16 protein-coding genes are annotated in these 21464 nt (G+C 42.2%); 7 read left to right on the top strand and 9 right to left on the bottom strand.

Features of this window, described 5'->3' with window-relative positions; all coding sequences use genetic code 11:
- Window positions 1-248: 248 nt before the first annotated feature.
- Genes mnmG through ACWATR_RS28480 form a run of 3 tightly spaced genes read left to right on the top strand, consistent with a single transcriptional unit; the run spans window position 249 to window position 3750 of the window.
- Window positions 249-2171 (top strand): tRNA uridine-5-carboxymethylaminomethyl(34) synthesis enzyme MnmG, encoded by a 1923-nt coding sequence (mnmG, locus tag ACWATR_RS28470; RefSeq protein ID WP_460340736.1) that lies wholly within the window; start codon window positions 249-251, stop codon window positions 2169-2171.
- 47 nt (window positions 2172-2218) lie between these two features.
- Window positions 2219-2407: a hypothetical protein gene (locus tag ACWATR_RS28475; RefSeq protein ID WP_460339510.1), complete on the top strand. Its 189-nt coding sequence runs from the start codon at window positions 2219-2221 to the stop codon at window positions 2405-2407.
- On the top strand, window positions 2401-3750 hold the full coding sequence (locus tag ACWATR_RS28480) for a hypothetical protein (protein ID WP_460339512.1): 1350 nt from the start codon (window positions 2401-2403) through the stop codon (window positions 3748-3750). Before ACWATR_RS28475 ends, ACWATR_RS28480 begins: the two co-directional genes overlap by 7 nt.
- Window positions 3751-3799: 49 nt before the next feature.
- Here ACWATR_RS28480 and ACWATR_RS28485 read toward each other — a convergent pair whose 3' ends face one another.
- The 7 genes from ACWATR_RS28485 to ACWATR_RS28515 all read right to left on the bottom strand — a co-directional run bounded on the left by ACWATR_RS28485 (window position 3800) and on the right by ACWATR_RS28515 (window position 13027).
- Entirely contained in the window at window positions 3800-5368 is a 1569-nt protein-coding gene (locus ACWATR_RS28485; protein WP_460339514.1) for a glucosaminidase domain-containing protein, read from the bottom strand.
- A gap of 449 nt (window positions 5369-5817) precedes the next feature.
- Complete coding sequence (locus ACWATR_RS28490; RefSeq protein ID WP_460339516.1) at window positions 5818-6582, bottom strand: N-acetylmuramoyl-L-alanine amidase; 765 nt, start codon at window positions 6580-6582, stop codon at window positions 5818-5820.
- A gap of 505 nt (window positions 6583-7087) precedes the next feature.
- A complete protein-coding gene (locus ACWATR_RS28495; RefSeq protein WP_460339518.1) occupies window positions 7088-7711 on the bottom strand; it encodes a hypothetical protein in 624 nt (207 codons plus the stop codon).
- Between the two features lie 27 nt (window positions 7712-7738).
- Entirely contained in the window at window positions 7739-9103 is a 1365-nt protein-coding gene (miaB, locus tag ACWATR_RS28500) for a tRNA (N6-isopentenyl adenosine(37)-C2)-methylthiotransferase MiaB (protein ID WP_069071607.1), read from the bottom strand.
- Between the two features lie 125 nt (window positions 9104-9228).
- On the bottom strand, window positions 9229-9825 hold the full coding sequence (locus ACWATR_RS28505) for a retropepsin-like aspartic protease family protein (RefSeq protein ID WP_460339520.1): 597 nt from the start codon (window positions 9823-9825) through the stop codon (window positions 9229-9231).
- A gap of 475 nt (window positions 9826-10300) precedes the next feature.
- Window positions 10301-11074, bottom strand: coding sequence for a nucleoside phosphorylase (locus ACWATR_RS28510; RefSeq protein WP_460339522.1), 774 nt, complete (start codon window positions 11072-11074; stop codon window positions 10301-10303).
- Between the two features lie 30 nt (window positions 11075-11104).
- Window positions 11105-13027, bottom strand: a complete 1923-nt coding sequence (locus ACWATR_RS28515; protein ID WP_460339525.1) for a right-handed parallel beta-helix repeat-containing protein — start codon at window positions 13025-13027, stop codon at window positions 11105-11107.
- A gap of 877 nt (window positions 13028-13904) precedes the next feature.
- On the opposite strand from ACWATR_RS28515, the gene fusA reads away from it, so the two are divergent.
- Complete coding sequence (gene fusA, locus ACWATR_RS28520; RefSeq protein WP_460339527.1) at window positions 13905-15908, top strand: elongation factor G; 2004 nt, start codon at window positions 13905-13907, stop codon at window positions 15906-15908.
- Between the two features lie 80 nt (window positions 15909-15988).
- Here fusA and ACWATR_RS28525 read toward each other — a convergent pair whose 3' ends face one another.
- Window positions 15989-17434 carry a hypothetical protein gene (locus ACWATR_RS28525; protein ID WP_460339529.1) on the bottom strand — a complete coding sequence of 482 codons (1446 nt, stop codon included), beginning with the start codon at window positions 17432-17434 and terminating at the stop codon, window positions 15989-15991.
- Between the two features lie 291 nt (window positions 17435-17725).
- On the opposite strand from ACWATR_RS28525, the gene ACWATR_RS28530 reads away from it, so the two are divergent.
- The 3 genes from ACWATR_RS28530 (at window position 17726) to ACWATR_RS28540 (ending at window position 19839) form a co-directional block, all read left to right on the top strand.
- The gene (locus ACWATR_RS28530) at window positions 17726-18601 is read left to right on the top strand and encodes a GNAT family N-acetyltransferase (RefSeq protein ID WP_460339531.1); all 876 of its coding nucleotides are present in this window, start codon (window positions 17726-17728) and stop codon (window positions 18599-18601) included.
- A 103-nt stretch (window positions 18602-18704) separates the two neighbouring features.
- The gene (locus ACWATR_RS28535) at window positions 18705-19433 is read left to right on the top strand and encodes a GNAT family N-acetyltransferase (protein WP_460339533.1); all 729 of its coding nucleotides are present in this window, start codon (window positions 18705-18707) and stop codon (window positions 19431-19433) included.
- Window positions 19363-19839, top strand: coding sequence for a hypothetical protein (locus ACWATR_RS28540; RefSeq protein ID WP_460339534.1), 477 nt, complete (start codon window positions 19363-19365; stop codon window positions 19837-19839). Before ACWATR_RS28535 ends, ACWATR_RS28540 begins: the two co-directional genes overlap by 71 nt.
- Before the next feature lie 152 nt (window positions 19840-19991).
- On the opposite strand, the gene ACWATR_RS28545 is transcribed toward ACWATR_RS28540, so the two are convergent.
- Window positions 19992-21347, bottom strand: coding sequence for a hypothetical protein (locus ACWATR_RS28545; protein ID WP_460339536.1), 1356 nt, complete (start codon window positions 21345-21347; stop codon window positions 19992-19994).
- Window positions 21348-21464: the final 117 nt, after the last annotated feature.

The following is a 21464-nucleotide window of genomic DNA, read 5'->3' on the forward strand; positions in this document are numbered from 1 at the left end:
CATAGTAATCAATTATTTTGTTTTGATTGCTAACCATGTGAACAATAGCTTTGAGCAGCAACCCGGAACATTGCCATAAAATTTAAAAAATATAATCTTTTTTGCCTAATACTCAAGTTTAAAAATAGAAACTAGCTTCTATTTGAGTACTAGTAAATTTGATAACTTTTTTATTAGAAAGATACATCCATGAAATCACTGGAACAGTTAAAATTGAAAAGAACTCTAAGCTTGCCGATCCTGTAAGTATGACCATGCACAATTCCGTTGAATTTCAAGACGCTTTTGATGTCATAGTCGTCGGTGCAGGTCACTCCGGTTGCGAAGCGGCTCTCGCCTCTGCACGCCTCGGTTGTCGTACCCTGCTATTGACGCTCAACTTGGATAAAATTGCTTGGCAACCTTGTAACCCAGCGGTGGGTGGCCCGGCTAAATCCCAATTGACTCATGAGGTAGATGCACTTGGCGGAGAAATTGGTAAAGTAGCAGACCGTACCTACCTGCAAAAACGTATCCTCAACTCTTCACGAGGGCCTGCTGTTTGGGCATTACGCGCCCAGACGGACAAGCGCGAATATGCAGCGGTGATGAAAAATATTGTTGAGAACCAAGAAAACTTGACAATCCGCGAAAGTATGGCAACTGACTTGGTGCTGGGCGCTAATGGTGAAGTCATCGGCGTTGAAACTTATTTTGGTGTAGGGTTCCAATGTAAAGCAGTTATCTTGACAACTGGCACCTTCCTGGGAGGCAAAATTTGGGTTGGTAACAAATCAATGCCAGCCGGGCGGGCTGGAGAATTTGCGGCTGAAGGCTTGACACAAACCCTAAATCGCCTGGGATTTGAAACCGGAAGACTCAAAACTGGAACTCCAGCACGGGTAGACAAGCGATCGGTGGATTATAGTAAAATGCTCATCCAGCCAGGGGATGAAGATGTGCGTTGGTTCAGTTTTGACCCAGAGGCGTGGGTAGAACGGGAACAAATGCCTTGCTACATTACCCGCACAACCGCCGAAACCCATCGCTTAATTCAGGATAATTTACACCTGTCGCCAGTTTATGGCGGTTGGGTGGAAGCTAAAGGGCCGCGCTATTGTCCCAGTATTGAAGATAAAATTGTCCGCTTTGCTGATAAGGAAAGCCATCAAATCTTTATTGAACCAGAAGGAAGGGATATACCCGAACTTTATATCCAAGGGTTTTCCACAGGATTACCAGAAAATTTGCAATTACAAATGTTGCGGACTCTCCCCGGTTTGGAAAAATGTGTGATGCTGCGTCCGGCGTATGCTGTGGAATACGACTATTTACCAGCAACTCAGTGTTACCCCACACTGATGACTAAGAAGATTGCGGGACTGTTTTGTGCTGGGCAGATTAACGGCACCACAGGTTACGAAGAAGCCGCAGCCCAAGGGTTGGTAGCAGGAATTAATGCAGCTCGGTTTGTTCGCTCTCAAGAGATGATTGTCTTTGCCCGCGAGCAAAGTTACATTGGGACGCTACTTGATGACCTGTGTACCAAAGACCTGCGGGAACCTTACCGGATGCTTACCAGTAGGTCTGAGTACCGATTGCTATTGCGTTCTGACAATGCCGACCAACGTTTGACACCCTTGGGAAGAGAAATTGGTTTAATTGACGATCGCCGTTGGGATATATTTACTCAAAAACAGGGTAATATCACCACAGAAAAACAAAGATTGCAAGCCACACGAGTTAAAGAACATGATGAAATTGGAATAGCGATCGCATCTAATACCCAACAATTAATTAAAGGTTCCATTACCCTTAATGACTTGCTGCGCCGTCCGGGATTCCATTACGTTGACCTCGACAGGTTCGGATTGGGAAACCCCAACCTCAACCGCGCCGAGAAAGAAGGTGCAGAAATTGACATCAAGTATTCTGGCTATCTCGCTAGGCAACAAAATCAAATTGACCAAATTGCCCGCCAAGCGCACCGCCAGTTACCAGCGGATTTGGATTACACAACAATTGATACTCTTTCTAAAGAGGCACGGGAAAAACTGACTCACGTGAAACCACTCACTCTTGGTCAAGCTGCACGTATAGGTGGTGTAAACCCAGCGGATATTAATGCCTTATTATTATATCTAGAATTGCGTAGAAGCAAGAGCCAGTCAGAGTTTCCAGCTTTAGCTTAACACCAAGCTCATAAAGACTGAGTATAGTAGTAAGCGGGGGGATTGGTATGATAGATGACATAAACATTAGTACTGCCATCATCAACAATCCCCAGATGAAAGTTGACTTTAATACCAACACTCAAGCAACTCGTCTCAATAGGACGAGAATTGGATGTTTCATTAATAATCATAATTTCCAGGCAGTAGGGGCGGCGTTTCCCCGTCCTAGCAACAACCCAGAACGTCTATGTTAAAAGAAGCCAGCACCCGTCTCATAGTACCGGAACCATCAGAAGACTTAATCGCCAACGAGCCTTGGTCGATAGAAAACTATGCTGATGGCTTAATGGATGAACTCTTTGCCGATATCGACTACATTCTGGATGTTAGTGATAATCTGCCCTCTCAAACTGTTAGGCACACTAAGCAGAATAAATCGAGCCAGTCTTTTGCTGGGGTTTCTTCCCAATCGCCTACAGAATACGTGCCTCTGCAAACAGTTACTATACCGCAGATTATTTTACCCAACAAACTTAACCAAACAGTGCAGTCAGCTGCTCAAGATAAGCACAAGCACTTGAGTACTGTTGTGTTTGACAGCGCCACTGTTAAATCAGTTAGTAGAAAGCGTCAGAAAACTAGTCCTGCTTTGGGCAAACTGCTGATTGTCGGAACAACTTTAGGCGTGGCGATCGCTAGTATGATCTACCTGGTACAGTCTGGAGTCGTATATCTTTTAAATAGCAAATTGCCTGAGTCAGCGCTTTTAGTGCAGCAACCGCAGTCGCAGTTGCCTGTCAAAACAGAAATTGAGGCAGAGTTAGTTGACTACATGCTGGGAGCGCTGGCAGTTATAGATAAGCAAGGAGCCAAAAGCAATCAAAAATCTGTCAGTACGGGATTCTCCACTCAGGCAAATACTAACCAAATAGCCCTTGGTAACGGGCAAGCATCTGGTAATCTACCAGCACTTCCACTTCTAGCTAACAATACACCACCAGCCCCTAACCGTTCTGGAAACGTTGTTGAGCGCATCTACGTTCCCGTTTATCAAGCGCCGTCGCCAATGCGCTATGCCCTCCCAGCGATTCCTGGGACTCCTAAACTTTTACCACAAGTTGCCAGTGCGTTACAGGCTTCTCAACCTAATGTGGTGAAAAATGCTTTGAATACAGTGCGACAAGCTAGCAAGCCTGTAAACGTTAATATGCTAGCTGCTGCTGTACGAGCCGAACTCAAACCTGTGGCTGGGAAAACTGCACCCATTACCGTGCGGCAAACACCCAAGCCTCTACCTGCATTACCAGTAGTTCCATTGCGTGCAGCCCTCGCCCCAGATTCAGAACCAACTATTACCCAGGAACAAGTATATCCGGCAACTGCGATCGCACAGGCTCCCACTAATACCTTAGAAGGATTGCTAGAGTTGGGCAATAAATCCGCCGCTTTGTTTAAAATCGATGGCGTGACTCGCCGCATCAATATGGGTGAAAGTATCGGCTCAAGTGGTTGGACATTAGTAGATGTTAGTAATGGCGAAGCTGTCATCCGGCGTAATGGCGAAGTGCGATCAATTTATGCAGGACAGAAGTTGTAAAAGTTGTTCTGTCAGCAAATCTTCCACACACCAAACACCGGATTCTCTATTAGCTTCTGACTGGTGGGTTAATTTCAAAGTGAATATGATGATCGTGACCAATCATCTGGGTACAAAGCCCCTCTTGAATTAGCTTTTTATCGTTGAAGAAAACGGCCCCCGCCTTTACCAACTTTTGCTTGCGAATAGACTTGAGAATAGCTCGCGTAGCATCTTGATCATATTCAGAATTCGACCAAAAAACGCCGCCAAAAGCTCCATTCTTTTTGGGTAAGTAAACATCGCACATCATGCCAGTTTCATGCCCTTGATGGTCGGGAGTATCGCCTCCATAAGGCAGGCTAACATCATTAATTGTGAACGGAGCAGCTTTGGGATGAGTATTGCGATAACTATTTTGATAGTCTTGGGCAATTTCTTTGACCACATCAGCTAACCAGTGTGTTCCAAAATCGTGGTTATCTTGGGTGTCTTCCAGTTCACCGTTTACGAAACCATTATCAGGGTCGCTTTTTGGCATCAACTCCCACCGTGGTGCGTTAGCTGCTTGCAACCATCGATGAGTTATGCCACCAACATCAACTCGACCATCACCTTTAAGAGTACTGCGACCAGCAATAATTGATTGAAATAATTTGATTGCGTCAAATAGTCCTCTGTCTCTATCTGCACTGTTAGGATCACCTACCCATTTGTAGCCTAGCTCATACAATCGTGCCTTAATAGCCTTAACATCATCATCTTTATTGACTCCGCCAATTCCTACACTACCACTGAGTTTAATTACCTTCGCTCCTGGTAAGCTGGATGCTGTAGGTTGTTGAGTGTTCTCATCGTCCTTGTGATCGAAAGGAACGATAGCTTTAATTTTAATCTCTAGAGTTTGATCCTCAACAGCAATTATCATGGTGCGATCGCCTTCTTGTTTAAAGACTAAATCAAATTGCCATTTGCCATCCTGACTAATTGCTACACTTGGGGCTGGAAATCTGTTATCGATCATCACCGATAAAATTTTGCCCCTGTCAGCTAAACGAGCTATACCTTCAACCCGGAAACTTTGTCCTACTTCCACTTCTTGAGGGGCACGAATTAGCTGTAGTTTTTCTACCGGGGCAATAACAACTACACCTGCATTAGCCAATAAATTCTGCGCCTCTGGAAGCAAATTTACAACTTTATTAACATAGTTAGGATCAGATGAATAGCCTTTACCCTTGAGAAAACCAAGGAAGTTTTCTGGTGTATTGGTGTAATCTTCTAAGCCTTTATAGGGAGTGCGGGTTAAAAACTTCCAATAACCAATAATAAAGGCATCAATATCTTGGAACTTACAAAATTCTACTTCTTCTAGCTCAGAAGGAACTTTGATTTTTAACGGTTCGGCAAAACCTTTCATGTCAGGAACTCGCCATTTTAATCCGGCAAAATTGTTAGCATTGACAGCAAGATCACTTTGACCTCTAGAAGACTCTAGTAACCATTGAGCCAGGGTAACTTCTTTGAGAATTTGCCGATTGATATCGGTAATTTTTGCACTTTCAATCCCAACTTGTGTAAATACTGTTGCTAAATCTTTATTAAAATAGGTTTTGATTAAGTCATCTAGTAATGACATAGCTTTGTCCCCTTAAAAAGTATTTGCAAATCCCGACTTCTCTAAGAAGATGTTTGAAAAGTCATGATTGATGTGCCAAATATTTTTTACCCCACCCTAACCCTCCCCTTATAAAAGGGAGGGAACCGGATTTTTCTTGTTTCCCCCCTTTATAAGGGGGGACTAAGGGGGGTAAATACGTAATTAAAATCACAGCCAACTACTTTTCAAACAACCTCTAAGCTCGACTTTATCCAAAATTAAAAACTTGGTTCTCTTGATACGGCAAAACCTAGCTTTTTGCCAAAAACTTTTTCCATGTCACTGATTATCGGTGAAATCGAAAAAGTAAAATGACTGTCCCACAAAGCTTTCAGTGTAAGATTGAGCGTTGCAAAAAAATGGATAAAGTCGAGCTAAGAAGTCAGGGATCTGTTCTAGGTGTTAACGAATGAGCTAGATATAATTAATTAATCTTTTTCGATCACTTTACTATATCCAGAAAAAACAAAATGTTCATCTCTGTTTCCTTTACTTTTATCAGGCCACTTAACCCAATAATGGTTTTCTTCAAAACGGACATCTAAAATTGGGTAACTTCCTGGTTCAATATCAAACACAGAATCTTTTGGCAGTTCTGATGCCTGTTCTGTAGAAGGTTTTAAAACAGTTTTTGTTGTGATTTCCAAAACGTATTTTTTATCAGATTTGAGTTCATCATCATCTGAGTCACCAATTAATCCATCTTTAATTGCCTCTGCCATTTTTTCAGCATCAAAGCGATCCATATCTACTTTGGCATCACAAAAGCAACATTCAATTAAAATAGCTGGCATTTGTGTATTTTTCAGAACAAAAAAACCTGCATTTTTAACCTTTCTATCATTAAATCCAAGTTTAAGAATCTCTTTTAAAACTGATTGAGCAATACCTTTTGATGTATTACTAGTGGCGAAAATTTCTGTACCATTAACTTTAGTGTTGAATTTATTAAAGTGAATCGAAACAAAGACGTTAACGTTATTATCATTCGCTTTATTGACTCGCTTTCTAAGAGAATCATTTACACTACTAGCGCTTGTAGGAGTGCAATCAACAACGGTATGACCTGCTGCTTTGAGTTTTTGAATCAGTAATGTCCCAACTGCTTTAGTTAAAGCATCTTCTTGTTTGATGCCTGTTGCTCCTGTATCGTGAGGAGGGCAATTATGTCCGATGTCAATACCAAATTTCATAGTGTTGATTTCCTTGAGAGGTATAAATGATTTCACTACACTGTATTAACCCAAATGCGATCGCACTGTCAGCCCCTAGCTACCTTACTGGTATACAATAACGAAGTTGAAAGCTGGAAACTTAGCATAATCGTTAAGGGATAAACACAAATATACTGCTTAGACAGTCAGGCTGATAGTGAGAGCACGTGAGTACAGGACTTACGCAAACAATAGCCGAAAAGCAGGGTATTACCCCAGAACGCGTATAGTTTTGCGTAAGTCCTACAGTATGGACTGTAAAGAAGTCTAAATATATAAACAAGTTTGACCAGATAGATTCCTGATGAGAGGGGAGAAATCTTTCCTTGATCAATAAAAGATAATATTTTGGTAAAAAATGCGATCGCTTAATATAGCCGTAGTCACACAGATAGGATAATGTTGATTGCTCAAAGTCTTGAAACAACCGGGTTTTTACTCAGCACTGGCTCAACGCCTCGCTACCGCTAACAGCACTCAGCACTTAGCTATAAATGCTTCGCCAAGCTTTCACCGTTTCTTTGCCAATTTCGCTATCAACTGTTTGACCTCCTTCCAAGACTAGTCTGATGTCTAAGTTCTCATCTGGAGCATTTTTTAAAGCAGTGGCTAATTCTTGACTAACAGCAAACGTACCGGTTGACCCGTCTAATTGAAAAACTTTTTCCCTGACCTTGAGCAAAAGTTTATCGACTTTTTTGGTAGTGGCAAACCCAAGAAAATCAGTTGTGGGATATACATGACCTGCTGTGTAAAAATAAGAACTGGCTTGACCCGAATTTACTGTTATTAGTACTCGAATGCTCGAAGGAGTCCACAAACTAATAACTTGCTTTGAACCTTCACGGTATAAATAACCACCTAATGAGTTGCGGTCGAAAACCCCAAGAAACTCTCCTTCAAAAGGGTCAACGATTCTCACGGGTTTTGACCAAGGCACATTCATATCGGGGGACAGTCCTGCTGATTTGACTACTGGCAAATCGTTTGATGCTTGGGCAAGGTTAGCTACTTCTTGAACAGTGAAAGCAGTACAAAGTTCAGGGGAAAGTACAGCCAAGCTAGCCCCAAAAAGTAGAACTGAAATCGTTTGCGGTAACTTCATCATAAGTTAGGGGTAATCCTCAACTAGTTCTTACTGCAAAACAGTTTGCCTCACTTCAACCGGTTCACCCGTCAAGCTAAAAGGGCGGACTTCAGTAATTTTTACCTTTACCAACTGCCCTTTGAGTTCTTGGATATTGCCATTAAAAAAGGTCAAACGATTACCGCCAGTGCGTCCCATCACCTGAGTTTGATCTTTAGGATTTTGGTCTTCTACTAAAACTTCTTCAATGCGGCCAAAGTAACGTTGCGATCGCTCTGCTACTTTCAAGTTTCCCAGATGATTGAGCCTTTGCAGGCGATCGCTTTTAATTTCTTCACTCAGTTGATTATCCCACAATGCGGCTGGTGTCCCTGGACGCGGCGAATATGCTGCTGTATTCAACATATCAAAGCCAATATCTTCTACCAGTTTCAGGGTATTTTCAAACTGTGCTTCTGTTTCCCCAGGAAAACCGACTATTACATCGGCACTAATGGAGGCATCTGGCATATATCGGCGAATGGTATCGATAATCCGACGATATTTTTCATGGGTATAACCCCGCGCCATTGCTTTTAACAGTTCATTATCCCCAGATTGAAAGGGAATATGGAAGTGTTCGCACACTTTGGGCAACTCGGCACAAGCTTGAATTAATCTCTCAGTAAAATAACGGGGGTGACTAGTAGCAAATCTTAACCTTTCAATCCCCGGCACATCATGGACGTAATAAAGCAAATCTGTAAAATTGTTCAGATGCCTACCCTCTGGTGTGACTCCAGGTAAATCTCTGCCGTAAGCATCAATATTTTGACCGAGTAGAGTAATTTCTTTGTAACCTTGCCGTCCTAGTTCTTCCATTTCAGCCCGGATAGCTGACGGTGTGCGAGATTGTTCGACACCGCGCACATTGGGAACTACGCAATAGGTGCAGCGTTCGTTACAGCCATAAATCACATTCACCCAAGCTGTCACTGTACTATCCCGTCGCGGCTGGGTGATATCTTCAATAATGTGAACTGCTTCGGTTGCGACAACTTGGTTGCCCTCAAATACTGACTCCAGCAAATCTTTCAGACGGTTGGCGTGTTGTGGCCCCATTACCAAGTCTAATTCTGGTACTCGCCGCAATAGCGCTTCTCCTTCTTGCTGGGCAACGCAACCAGCAACAATTAGGGTTAAATCAGGCTGCTCATGTTTGCGCTTCGCTTGTCTGCCGAGGTAGGAATATACCTTTTGTTCAGCATTATCCCGAATTGTACAGGTATTGTAGAGAATCACATCTGCATTATTCGGATCTTGGCACCATTCAAAGCCCATGTCTTCCAAAACGCCAGCCATGCGCTCTGAGTCAGCTTTATTCATCTGACAACCGAAGGTAGTAATGTGATATTGGCGTTTAGAAGTGGTCATGGGCAATTCTGCTGAATCAGCGTAATGTATTTAAGGTTTATTTCTTTTATTCTATAACGCTCTTAACCTGCTTCAGGAGTGCTGACTGCTGAATAAAAACCTCAAGAAGTTGCTACCTGCAAGCGTTAGCGGTAATGAAATTCGACCTCTTTCTCCAGAATCTTGATATCATATTTCCCAAAGAAATCGTGGCCTAGTAAGCCGATGCTTCCTTTTGGTGCGATCGCAACCTGAAGATTATTGGCTGTTACTCCACCGACTGCTATAGATTTTATCTTACTGGTTGGAAATTCTACTTCGCTACCATCGGCAATTTGGGCTTGCATTGAACCTGTAGCCTGTAGTTCAAGTGTATTCGCCATACCTTGAGTGATAATGGTTCCACTAGCACCTGTATCTACAATCATTTCAAAGGTTTTTTTGTCGTTGAAGGTGACATCAATTACAGGAGTTCCACCAAAGCGGCGTTTGATTGAGACTCGAAAAACTCTATTATCATTATCTGAAGGTGCGGCTATATTACTACTATTGCCACAAAGCTTTTCCAATCCAACGGTTTTGCCAGAGGAGTTTATCATGTAACATGCTCCTGGATCGTCAGCCGTTGCCCGATGAGAGAATGCTAAAAATATCAGCGTCGGCATGAGTGCGTAGGCGTAGCCTGTCATAGACATCGCAGCTAGGTTAACAGTCGTAATCCAACGCTTCCAAGCATTCTTCATATTATACTATCCTACAAATTTCGTGATATTTTTTAATAGCTAAAATCATCGTAATAGCTGCAAAGCCGAGTCTTAAAATTCCAGATTTTTAATATATAAAAGCAGCTTTAATTAATTGGCACTAAACAATAATTTTAACTTTTAAACTTTTATTGTTTTTGGATACTATAATTTTCTATGATATTCACGCTAATTTTGTACTTTTACACTTTGCTTAACCCAAACTACAATTCAAAGCCTCTCTCCTTTTAGGGGAGAGGTTTGGAGAGAGGTCAAAATGTATTGCATACAAACGATACCTGCCATAAAAAAGCTTTTTATATATGTGTGCTATCAGATGAAATTGCATCTTACTCAATATATCTTACCTAGAATTACTGATTATAAATTAAAGATTAGGTAAAGACATGATAAAACTACTTAGAGAATATTAAATCTGGCAGAATAAAAAGTCATATCAGAGAAATTTCTTAGCTTACTCAAGGTTTGCTGCTGCATTTACAGCAGTTGCGATCGCATTTTTAACAGCAATATCTCTTTGCTCCAAAATGATATTTTCACCATCTGTACGTGAAGCAACTACGCCGCAAATAGCTGCTGCGGCAAAATTATACACTCCTGCCATTTTGAATAGTGTGCCGGATTCCATCTCGTAATTCAAGATATTCAAGCGCCGATATTCTTCTGTGATGCCATGCAGCGATCGCATTAAATATGGATTGGCTGAATCAGTGCGTTCTTGTCCTTCGTAAAAAGTATCAACTGATGCCGTAATTCCGATGTAATGTTCAATCTCTAATTCTCGTGCAGCTTTAACTAAAGCGACTGTCAGAAAAGGATCGGCTGCGGCTGGATACTCCACAGGCGCAATGTCATAAGCTGCACCTTGGCGACACAATGCTGCACTGCTAATAACAACGCTACCAACTGGTATATAAGGTTGAATTGATCCACAAGTGCCAATGCGAATAATTTGCCGGATTCCCACTTGTACCAACTCATTCACCACAATACTTAATGAAGGCGCACCCATACCGCTTGTAGCTGATAAGATGCTGCAACCATTGGGTAAGTATCCTACATAGCTATTGAGTCCGCGATTTTCTGACAACACGCGTACATCTTGTAAATAAGTTTGGGCAATTAGGTGCGATCGCTCTGGATCGCCAGACAATAGTGCAATGCTGGGAGGCGATGAACCTAAATCATCTTGCCCAAAGCCAATGTGATAAAAACGTTTATTTGCCATTCAATACTACTCACACGTTCTTATCATTTCTTACCACTCCCATCGACCGATGTCAGGTGCCGAACCGGAGTAAGCAAGTCCTACATAAGTTCCTCTATCCACCACAAGACTGCGTGACGAAGCCGACTTGTAGTAAGAGTTCCAACGGTCGCCCGTGCTTCTAAATCTTGGATCACCCTGGATGTTTGTCGCATTAACCGCGAATTGGATCTGCCAAGTTGGCTTTGCTGGGTTTGTATTTCTGCGGAGATTATTAGTGAAAGCAATGTTCTTACCTCCTTGCACATCGTCTCCTTGAGAGTTCAAGAACACATTATTTTTGATCGATATCCTGTCTGCGGAGTCGAGTTGTAGGCTATTCCCTAAGTTATCGAACACATTGTTGTGAATATTGATGTTGGAAGCTGAATCGGGAATGAAGATGGCAGCACTTTTCCCGAAACTAAATTTAACTTTACGAGCAACATTTGCGAAAATATTATTGTGGATGTTAATGTTCTGATTTTCTATACTTCCGCCCCATGCTTTCCCTCCCCAGATCGCAATACCGAAACCCTTATCCTGAAAGTAGGAGTTAGATATCTCGACTCCGCTCAAGGCAACTTCGATTGACTCCTTAACACTCTGTCCGTCAATATCTTTTATTCGTACATTTCGCATCTTGAGATTACTTGGGTGTTTAGCTGTCGACTGGTATTCATTCATTACTGAATGATTGACCATCGATAACCACGTATTACAGATAACATTGTAGATTTCGTTTCCATAACTCAAATTCCAAAGTTCAATGGAAGCATCCTCGCTCCACTGGGAATCAACTTCTGGAACCTGGATGTCGCAATCGTGAATCTTCACGTTACGTAGATGACCTACATGCATGAACTTTATGCCGTATCCTTTATTTTCTCGGATAGTAATGTTGTAGATGTTGGCACCATCCAGCCCTCCAAGTCTCAGGTTCCCAGTAGATCCTCCCGATACCCAATCCGCAGCGGAGTTGATAAATGTGCAATCATGTATCGTTGTGTTTTTCATCCACTTTCCCTCTGGAAGCGGGACGAACCACCACATATCGCCACGGGTAAAAACTGCGCCACTGTGCTGCAAATCTTTGAATGTGACATTATGCACAGTTACGTTGTTACGATTTTCTACCCAGATGCCGGCTTTGATGGTTTTGCCGTTCCCATTTATGGTGAAGCCGCCTAACGTCTGATTACCGTCTGTCGCCCCAATCATCTCCGAAGGAGGGCCGTACCGAGGGCTTGAGCCGGAGTAGCTAGGCGAGACAAGCTGAATAATACTTCCATGATGCAAAAGACTCCAGTTGCTACTACCTGTGTTTATTCCTGGAGCAGGAATTGCACCGTTGCTAGTGATAGTCACCCTTGATTCACCTGCTCCCTCGATATTCACTCCCAGCGGAAGAACCGTCGCTTCCGTCTCCCTATAAACACCTGGGTTCAAATAAATCGTGTAGTTTTTATTCGGTTGAACTCGTTTTGCTGCATACGCCAACGTCCTCAATGGCTTTCCTAGCGAACCATCGCCTTTAGTGTCGCTTCCCGTGGGAGACACATAGACGTATAAGCTCGTGGTAGGTTGGGTAGCCGCGACTTTAAGATTAGTCCTTTGATCGTCCTTCTGCTTAAACAAATAGAAAAGGTTGAAATTACTACTATTAGGAGGAATCTTAAAAATCAGGTCTTTATCATTTGCCCCTCCCTCGTAACTTGTACCGTAAAGGTTACTATCGCTGCTTTCTACAGATATTGCCTCTGAAGTCGAACCATCAGACTTATTACTGCTATTAAACGAGTGAATAACGGTAGGTGTAATGTTATGGATCGCAGGAGTTTTTTGCGTAGTTACTAACTGGGTTGTGACTACAGCTACGAAAACTATAGTAGTTAAAGCTGCATAGGAAAGAAGGGAGCGTAGAGTCTTTATCATTACTCAAAGGAGGGAAAGACGATGGACGCAAGGGAGCGGATAAATGAGGAAAGAATGACAAGAAAAAGAATAGAAGGATTTCTACCGTAATACCAATTTAATGTGAAGTTGCACATATCTCGATCCCCCTAAATCCCCCTTTTTAAGGGGGACTTTGATAGATATTTTTCCAGTTCCCCCGTTTTGAAGGGGGGCTAGGGGGGATCTAATTCTATGCAGCTTCATACAAAATTGGTATAAGAAGTACTGCCGCGTGGAATTCTTCCTCGTCTTTGGAAGGAGGAAGTAAAGCTACTTGAAAATTTTTATCCAGTACCTATGGATAGATAAGCTGTAAAAAACCTACCATTCTATCTTTCACCTGAGTATTAAGATTTATTCGCCTAAATTTAACGTGAATTCGGGTTAAGAAGGTTAATTTAACGTTAATTAGCGAAAACAACGCAATTAAATTTGCAGATATCAAAATAAATCAACAGTAAAATCAGGGTTATCAACTGTTTGTCAGGCCCACGAAAAACCTAACCCCCTTACCGATGCGGGAAGGGGGAAAATTCAAAGTATTTCTCCTTTTAGGCTACGGTGTACACACATCTTGGTAATGAAGCGCAAACCCTGGATTTACCCCCCTTAATCCCCCCTTGCAAAGGGGGGAAATACCCGGTTCTCCCCCAAGGCATCGGGGGAGTTAGAGGGGGTGAGATGGACTTGTGTGTACACCGTAGCCTTTTAGGAGAGAGGTTTTCCAGATAGCGTGAAAAGCCAGAACGGTTTTTCTGTATTATCAGCCTTGTCTTTTCTTTGTAGCACACATATAATACAAAATATATCACCACTTGATTGGTGACTGTTTGTCGCTTGAACAAAAGGAAATTTTATGATTCCCCGAACACGCATCCGAAATATTGGTATCTCTGCCCACATCGACTCTGGTAAAACTACGCTGTCAGAGCGAATTCTCTTCTACACGGGCAGAATCCATGCTATTGAGGAAGTGCGGGGAGGCGGTAAGGGTGCAACGATGGATTTTATGCCAGAAGAAAAGCTGCATGGTATAACCATCACTTCCGCTGCTACCACCTGCCAGTGGCACGATACTCAAATTAACCTGATTGATACACCTGGACACGTAGATTTCACAATTGAAGTGGAACGCGCTCTGCGGGTATTGGATGGAGCAGTGATGGTGCTGTGTGCTGTGGCGGGTGTGCAGTCCCAATCCATTACGGTGGATCGGCAAATGAAGCGCTACCGTGTGCCACGTTTGGCGTTCATCAACAAAATGGATCGGACGGGGGCAGACCCATTTCGTGTAGTACAGGGAATACGCGATCGCTTGCAACTAAATGCGATATTACTCCAGTACCCCATCGGCAGTGAAGACCAATTCCAGGGAGTCATTGACCTGGTAGAAATGACTGCTGACTACTTTGAAGGTGAAAACGGGGAAAACTTCGTGAAAAAGGCAATTCCCGAACCTCTTAGGGATGAAGCGCAACAGGCACGCGACAAGCTGCTAGATGCTTTGTCGCTGTTCTCGGAACCAATGACAGAGATGCTATTGGCGGGTGAGGAGATTCCTAAAGAATTAATTTGGGAAACCATCCGACAGGCAACTTTGAGCCTAGAATTCACGCCTGTACTGCTGGGTTCGGCATTCAAAAATAAAGGAGTGCAAAACTTATTGGATGCAGTTACGCTTTATCTACCATCTCCGATAGATAGAGAAGTGGTCAAAACCGCAGAGTCGGTTAGTGTCTACCCTAACCCCGATGCTTCCTTGGTGGCATTGGCATTTAAACTCACCGTTGAATCCTTTGGGCAGTTGACCTATACCCGGATTTACTCTGGGACGCTCAAACCCGGTGATACCGTCTACAACTCGCGGACTGAACAGCGGGTGCAAATTGGTCGCTTGGTGAGAATGCACGCCAATAAGCGAGAAGAGGTAAAAGTTGCCGTTGCTGGAGATATTGTGGCTTTATTGGGTGTCGATTGTGCTTCTGGTGATACATTCTGTTCTGGGGAACCACTGGTATCTCTAGAGAAGATGTTTGTACCAGAACCAGTGATTACGCTGGCAATTACGCCCAAGAAACAGGAAGATAGCGATCGCCTTTCCAAGGCACTCAATCGCTTTCAAAGGGAAGACCCTACTTTTCGGTTGAGCATCGACCCCGAATCAGGAGCAACTCTGATTTCTGGGATGGGTGAACTCCACTTAGAAATCTACCTGGAACGCATCCAACGAGAATATAATGCCGAGGTTTTCGTTGGTACTCCTGCGGTGGCGTACCGGGAAACCATTGGACAACAAGCTACCTTTGACTACCGATTCAAGAAACAGTCAGGCGGCCCTGGTCAGTACGCCCATATTACTGGGTGGATTGAACCCACAGATGAACCGTTTGTCTTTGAGAATCGAGTGGTTGGGGGTGCAATTCCCAAAGAATATATCCCGGCGTGCGAAAAGGGTTTCCGTGAGGCGATGCAATCAGGGAAACTGCAAGGCTATCCGGTAACTGGGGTGAAAGTCGTTTTGGATGGTGGTTCATATCACCCAATTGACTCTTCAGAGTTGGCTTTCCGGTCAGCATCTCATCAAGCAATTGAGGGTGCGATCGCTAAAGCAAAACCCTACATCCTGGAACCCATCATGCTTGTAGAGGTGGAAACACCCCACGAGTTTATGGGAAGGATTCAGGGTGACTTATCCTCTCGTCGGGGTTTGTTGTTGGGTTCCGAGACAATGCAGGGATACACAGTGATTCGAGCGGAAGTACCCCTGGCGCGAATGTTTGGGTATTCTACAGAGTTGCGATCGCTTACTTCTGGTATGGCTACTTTTACAATGGAGTTTGCCTGCTATCGCCAGTCGTAAACGTAATTGAAGTAGTTTATAGGGACACAGTTATGCGACACTGTGTCCTTTTCAATCAGATAGAATTGCTTTAGCTGAGATTAGCGATCGCCTTTGTTAGGATCTAAATCATCTGCACCATTTAACGAATCATTAATATCCAGTTCATTGGGCAATATATTTGAAACAGCGGCACTATTTTTTAAACCACTAATAGCTAGTTGATTTGGCACAATATTTAAACTATCTACATCGCTTGCTAATTCATTCGCAACTAGTTGAGATTCCGGATTATCTCGGTTAGCACCTGCTATTTCTTCTGCTTTACCGATAAAATCCTTTGCAAGTCTTTCACTAAAACCAACAACGAAGGCTATTACAAAAATTAGAGACCTTTGTTGGTCTTGAGATGATTGTTCATTGGTAGTTGGATTTAGCTTAAATACACTTGGATTAATAAACATTAATATAATCCCAGAGTTAATCAAGGCTAAAAATAAAACAGAAAATGCTCCTCCGATCATTGGTTTAAAAGCACCAACTAGGAATGGAGTTAGTGGATCAGAATATTTCTTACTCTGAAATTCTTCAATTCTGATTAAAATACTGATAATACTACCTAATGTTCCTGCCGAAATAGCTAAACTTAGTTGCAGAAGAAATTCATTATACTTCTCATTTACAGACTGCCTTTTGCTATATTGTGCATTTAATTCAGTAAGATTACTATTTAATCTTGTTAGCTCCAGACGTTTAAACTCTGTATTTTCTTGTGAGATTGTACTTAATTCTTTTATTTCTTCTTTGCCTTGTTTTAATTTATTAACATTATCTTCATAAGTAGAATTTGCATTTACTGATTTATTTTGTTGTTCAGCTTTATTTTGAATTGCTTCTACTCGATTATCTGTATACTTTTGGATCTCTTTAATTTCATTTTGTAATGCTTTTTTGTTGATATTATAATTATTGTTATTGTAATAATTAACAACTTCGGAGAAAACCCAAAGTCCGGCGATCGAAGAAAAAGTAATTCCTCCATATATAAAAACGGCACTGATAAGTCCAAAAATTACTTTAGTCGTTGTTGATGGTGAACGGTGTACTGATAGAAATGGATTGATGATAAATCCTGTTACAGGATGTTCATATTTACAAACAATTTGTTCAACGTCAAATCTAATAGCTTGAGCAATATTTATATTCGATGAAGATTCACGCAGAGCTTCTATTGCAAATATTAAAGCTTTAGAAAGTTCAGTCAGTTCTCTTTGAATTTTATCTCTATTGTCAGGTACAACTATTCTCGGAATTTTATCCCACCAAATATTTTGTGGCGTATTTCTATTAATGAGTTTTTGAAGCCGATTAAACAATATAATTATTTGAGATATTTCTTTTCCTGCTGCTACTAATCCTTCTTTTTTAATTGGATCTGCAAAACTATTTAAGTTGTTCTTATAAAAATCTTTTATCAGTGCCTGAATCAGTGTCCTGCTTTCATCTAAATTCCAATTATTATCAGTTATATTTTCATTAGAAACCATTTTGCCTCCAATTATTTTCTAAAATTGATAGGTGTTCAATAGGGGTAGTAAATATGTGTGGAATTAGTTTGAGTAAATTTGCCAAGATACTCCACTACTTTCTTTTTGCTTAGTTGCTACTTGTATCCACATCATTCTTAGCATGGAATATACGATTGGGTAGTAAAAAGTACACTCAAGGGTACTTTTTACTTTTTGCATAGATGTAAAGCTGTTTGTTGTCAGACATCGCTGGAGTTATTCCCGAAACAACTTATTCAGTAAACTGAATTGAACACTCAGGAGTTTTTTGTGCCTACTTTGAGAACCCTGCAACCTGGAGATGAAGCATCGCTGGAAGCATTCCTCTTGCAACACAGCGATACTTCTATGTTTTTGCGCTCTAATTGGCGAGCGGCGGGACTGCTTGACCAAGGTGCAAGATTTCAAGGAACTTACGTAGCAGCCTACACAAATGAAAGTATAGTGGCAGTTGCAGCCCATTTTTGGAATGGGATGATAATAGTCCAAGCCCCTGTATATTTGCCAGAAGTGGTACAAGCAGTTGTGGCACAATCTGGACGTGCTATTTCTGGAATTAGTGGCCAAGCAGCACAAGTTAAAGCGACAAAAAGCGTTTTGGGACTTAGCAACCGAACAACTCAGCTTGATGAGTCTGAGATATTGTTTTCTCTAATACTGCGAGACTTGCAAATACCTCAAGCTTTAGCATCAGCAAAGGTGCAGTGTCGTTTACCACATCCAGAGGAGTTGGAATTACTCACAGAATGGCGTATTGCCTATAGTATGGAAACTTTAGGACAAAGAGATACTCCCAGTTTAAAACCTGTTTGCCGTCTTGCAATTGAAGCATATCAAACTACGGCTATGCATTGGGTTTTGGTAGCAGGAGATACCCCAGTTTCCTACTCTGCTTTCAATGCCAGCCTACCTGATATTGTGCAAATCGGTGGAGTCTGGACACCGCCATTGCTGCGCGGTAAAGGCTACGCCAAAAGTGTGGTAGCCGGCTCGTTGTTAGATGCGCGATCGCAGGGAGTAAAACGTGCCATCCTGTTTACAGGTGATAATAACCAAGCAGCCCAAGCCGTTTATCGAGGAATTGGCTTTTTGCCTACTGGCGAGAAGTATGGCTTAGTGTTATTTGAAGTAATAAGTAATCAGTAATGGGTATTACTCATTACTCATTACTCATTACTCATTTATTTTTTCTGGATTTACTGGAATTTATTTTGTAGTATTTACTGAAACTGATCGTAATACTTGAACCATGAGCCAGTATCGCTTCAAACAGTCATTCTCTGATGATCCCAGCTTAAGCGATAAGCTTTTTGACTTGATGGAAGTCACATTTCCCGGACTCAGCAGTTTAGCAGAATGTGCAAGAAAACTAGGTGCATCCTGGGAAACAGCTTCAACTCCGTTTATGCGCTTTCATGATGATATAGCTATTACCCATGTGGGAGTGTTAGAAATTCCCATGCAAATTATGGGACAAAGGCTCACTGTCGGAGGAGTTCATGGAGTAGCTACCCGTGCAGAATTTCGCAGGAAAGGGTATTACCGTGAGGTAATGGGAGAAGTGCTGGAATATTGCGATAGTCTTTACGAAACTTTGGTACTTACGACACCACAACCAGAATTTTACTTACCTTTTGGCTTTCGTGTAGTCGAAGAACACATCTTTAAAGTTAAGTGTAACTCCACAGGTAGCACTGATAGCTTCAGAACACTGGATTTTACAGATATTAAAGATTACACATTTTTACACAGACTTTTGGAAACACGCGCACCTGTCTCTAATATAGTTGGCGTAGTCAAGGAAAAACCTGTATTCTGCGTCAATGAAGGAAGTCGTCCCTTATACTATGCAGAAGATTTAGATTTAATCGCCTGTATGGAGATAGAATGGTACAGCCAAGCAAGGTGTGAGCGAAAAGGAGTTTTTTCGCCATTTACTGTGTGCGTTTCCAGGAAATCTTATCTGTCAAGCAGTTGAGTTTGAGATTCCAGGTTATCCTCAACGCTACTCGGCTGATTTTATCCTTTACCATCAATCTTCTGGGTTAGCTCTCGATATTGAGATTGATGAACCTTATGCTGGAGATACAGGTAAACCTCACCACTGCATTGATGTTGATGATGATAAAATCCGTAACCGTTTTTTCCTAGAGCGCAATTGGGGTGTGGTGAGATTTGCAGAAGTTCAGGTGGTGCGTCATCCTTGGAGTTGTTGTAAGGCGATCGCTCTTTTCATCGCTCGGTTGACTGGAGATGATAGCGTATTCATATTATTGCAAAGATTGGCTGATGTTCCTTTACAAAAACAGTGGACAAAGCGTGAGGCTAGGCTGATGGCTAAGAACAATTATCGTCAGTCTTATTTACCAAATATGGGAAAGTAAAACTAGAGATAGTACCTTCAATACTCATCTTTAATAGTCATATACTCTCCCCAAAATAGGGCTACCGTGTACACACAAGTATTTTAGAGTTGTCCCACACCGTTTTAATCCTGTACAAAGATATGTGTACACGGTAGATAACTGGAAGGGTGTTACATCGATTTTGTCAACCTCGCGTTAACTAATCTTTTTGGTTTTCTTACACGTTGTTTTTTTGATTTGCGGTGTGACTTCCACTCACGAATGCTCATGACAATTGAGCCAAAGTCCCGGCTGGCAAAGGCTGTTGTTTTATTCGCACTGTGCCAAATTGTATCTGCCTCAGTTGCTTCAAGTGGAGGTGTACAGCGATCGCAATATCGGTCAAATAGTTGTCGTGGTTCAGGATAATAAGCGATTCGGTGTTTGGTAAGTAAATTAGATGTACCTAGTAGATTACGAGCTAATTTGTAGCCAGAATTGTTTCTGTTTCCCTCAGATTCGCCATAAGTTAGTAAAGTGCGATCGCTCAAAGTTAAACAGATAGACAAAGGAACAGACACTCCGCTAGCGCGTAGTTGTTTAAGAGATGAGCGATTATCTCTGGTTGTAGCCCGTGTTACTGTCCCTCGTCGGCAATGCAAGGTTGAGCGAGGGACAATCACAGAAGGTTGCAGTAACGCTGTTTGTGGGTCGATAACTTCTCCATTTTTCGCTCTTGTGAGAAGTTGCACCCACTTGCGCCAACGTTGCTCAGAAAGTTCGTAGGGAAATAAGGCTGTAGAATCAAATGCGGTTTCTAGTTCTTCCACATTGTACTGACAGTTTGACCAATGCTTTAGGGTAATGGGGATGGTTGCACTCAATATTCCATCCACCACCCGTCTGCGAACCATACCTGGCAGTCTCATGGAACGAGCTAAGTTGCAAATGGCTGGATCTGCGTTTTGGATAATCGTCAGTTGGCGATTGAGATACAGCCATTCAGCAGGATTTAAGGAATGGCTGCATTTAAAGTAAACGTGCAGGGATTTTCCACCTGTGTAAACTACGGCGGCGGGTTCCAAGTTGATTTCGTCCTTTAGCCGATCTACAGCTTGTCGCTGCTCACTCAATGCCAAATCATCAATTTCGTAGAATAAACATTGGCATTGACTGACGTGCTGATTGCTGATTCCCTTGTCTGGTTGGTTGGGGTAAAAGCTGACTGTGGCACCAAGAGATGACATTTTAAATGCCAATGCCCAACCATCAGCATATCCTTTAGGTGTCAGCCGCCAGCAGGTGTTGCCTTGTTTGTCTCGACCTCCGTAAGTACAGCAGTAGAGTTGAAATCCTTGCTGGGTGATTTTACCGCAGAGAATGTAGTGGGAGTAGACAAATTGACCATTGCGACAGTAGTTATTCCAGTTTTTAGGTATCATTTCTGTAGGCAAGTCCCAAGAAATTCTGAGCCAAATTTTGGTTCCGGTGGTAAAGCCTATTTGTCTAAGAAATTTAATGGTTGTTTGTCTGGGATTGAAGATCATGGCAGTTACGCCTAGAGAATTTATCCCTCTCTAAGTGGCGTTAGCTGCGCTAGAATCAGCTTCTTCACATATAAATTTTTGCCTGAAACCTTTAATTAGCTTGGCTCACTCAGGAAA

Source organism: Nostoc sp. UIC 10890 (assembly GCF_054786515.1).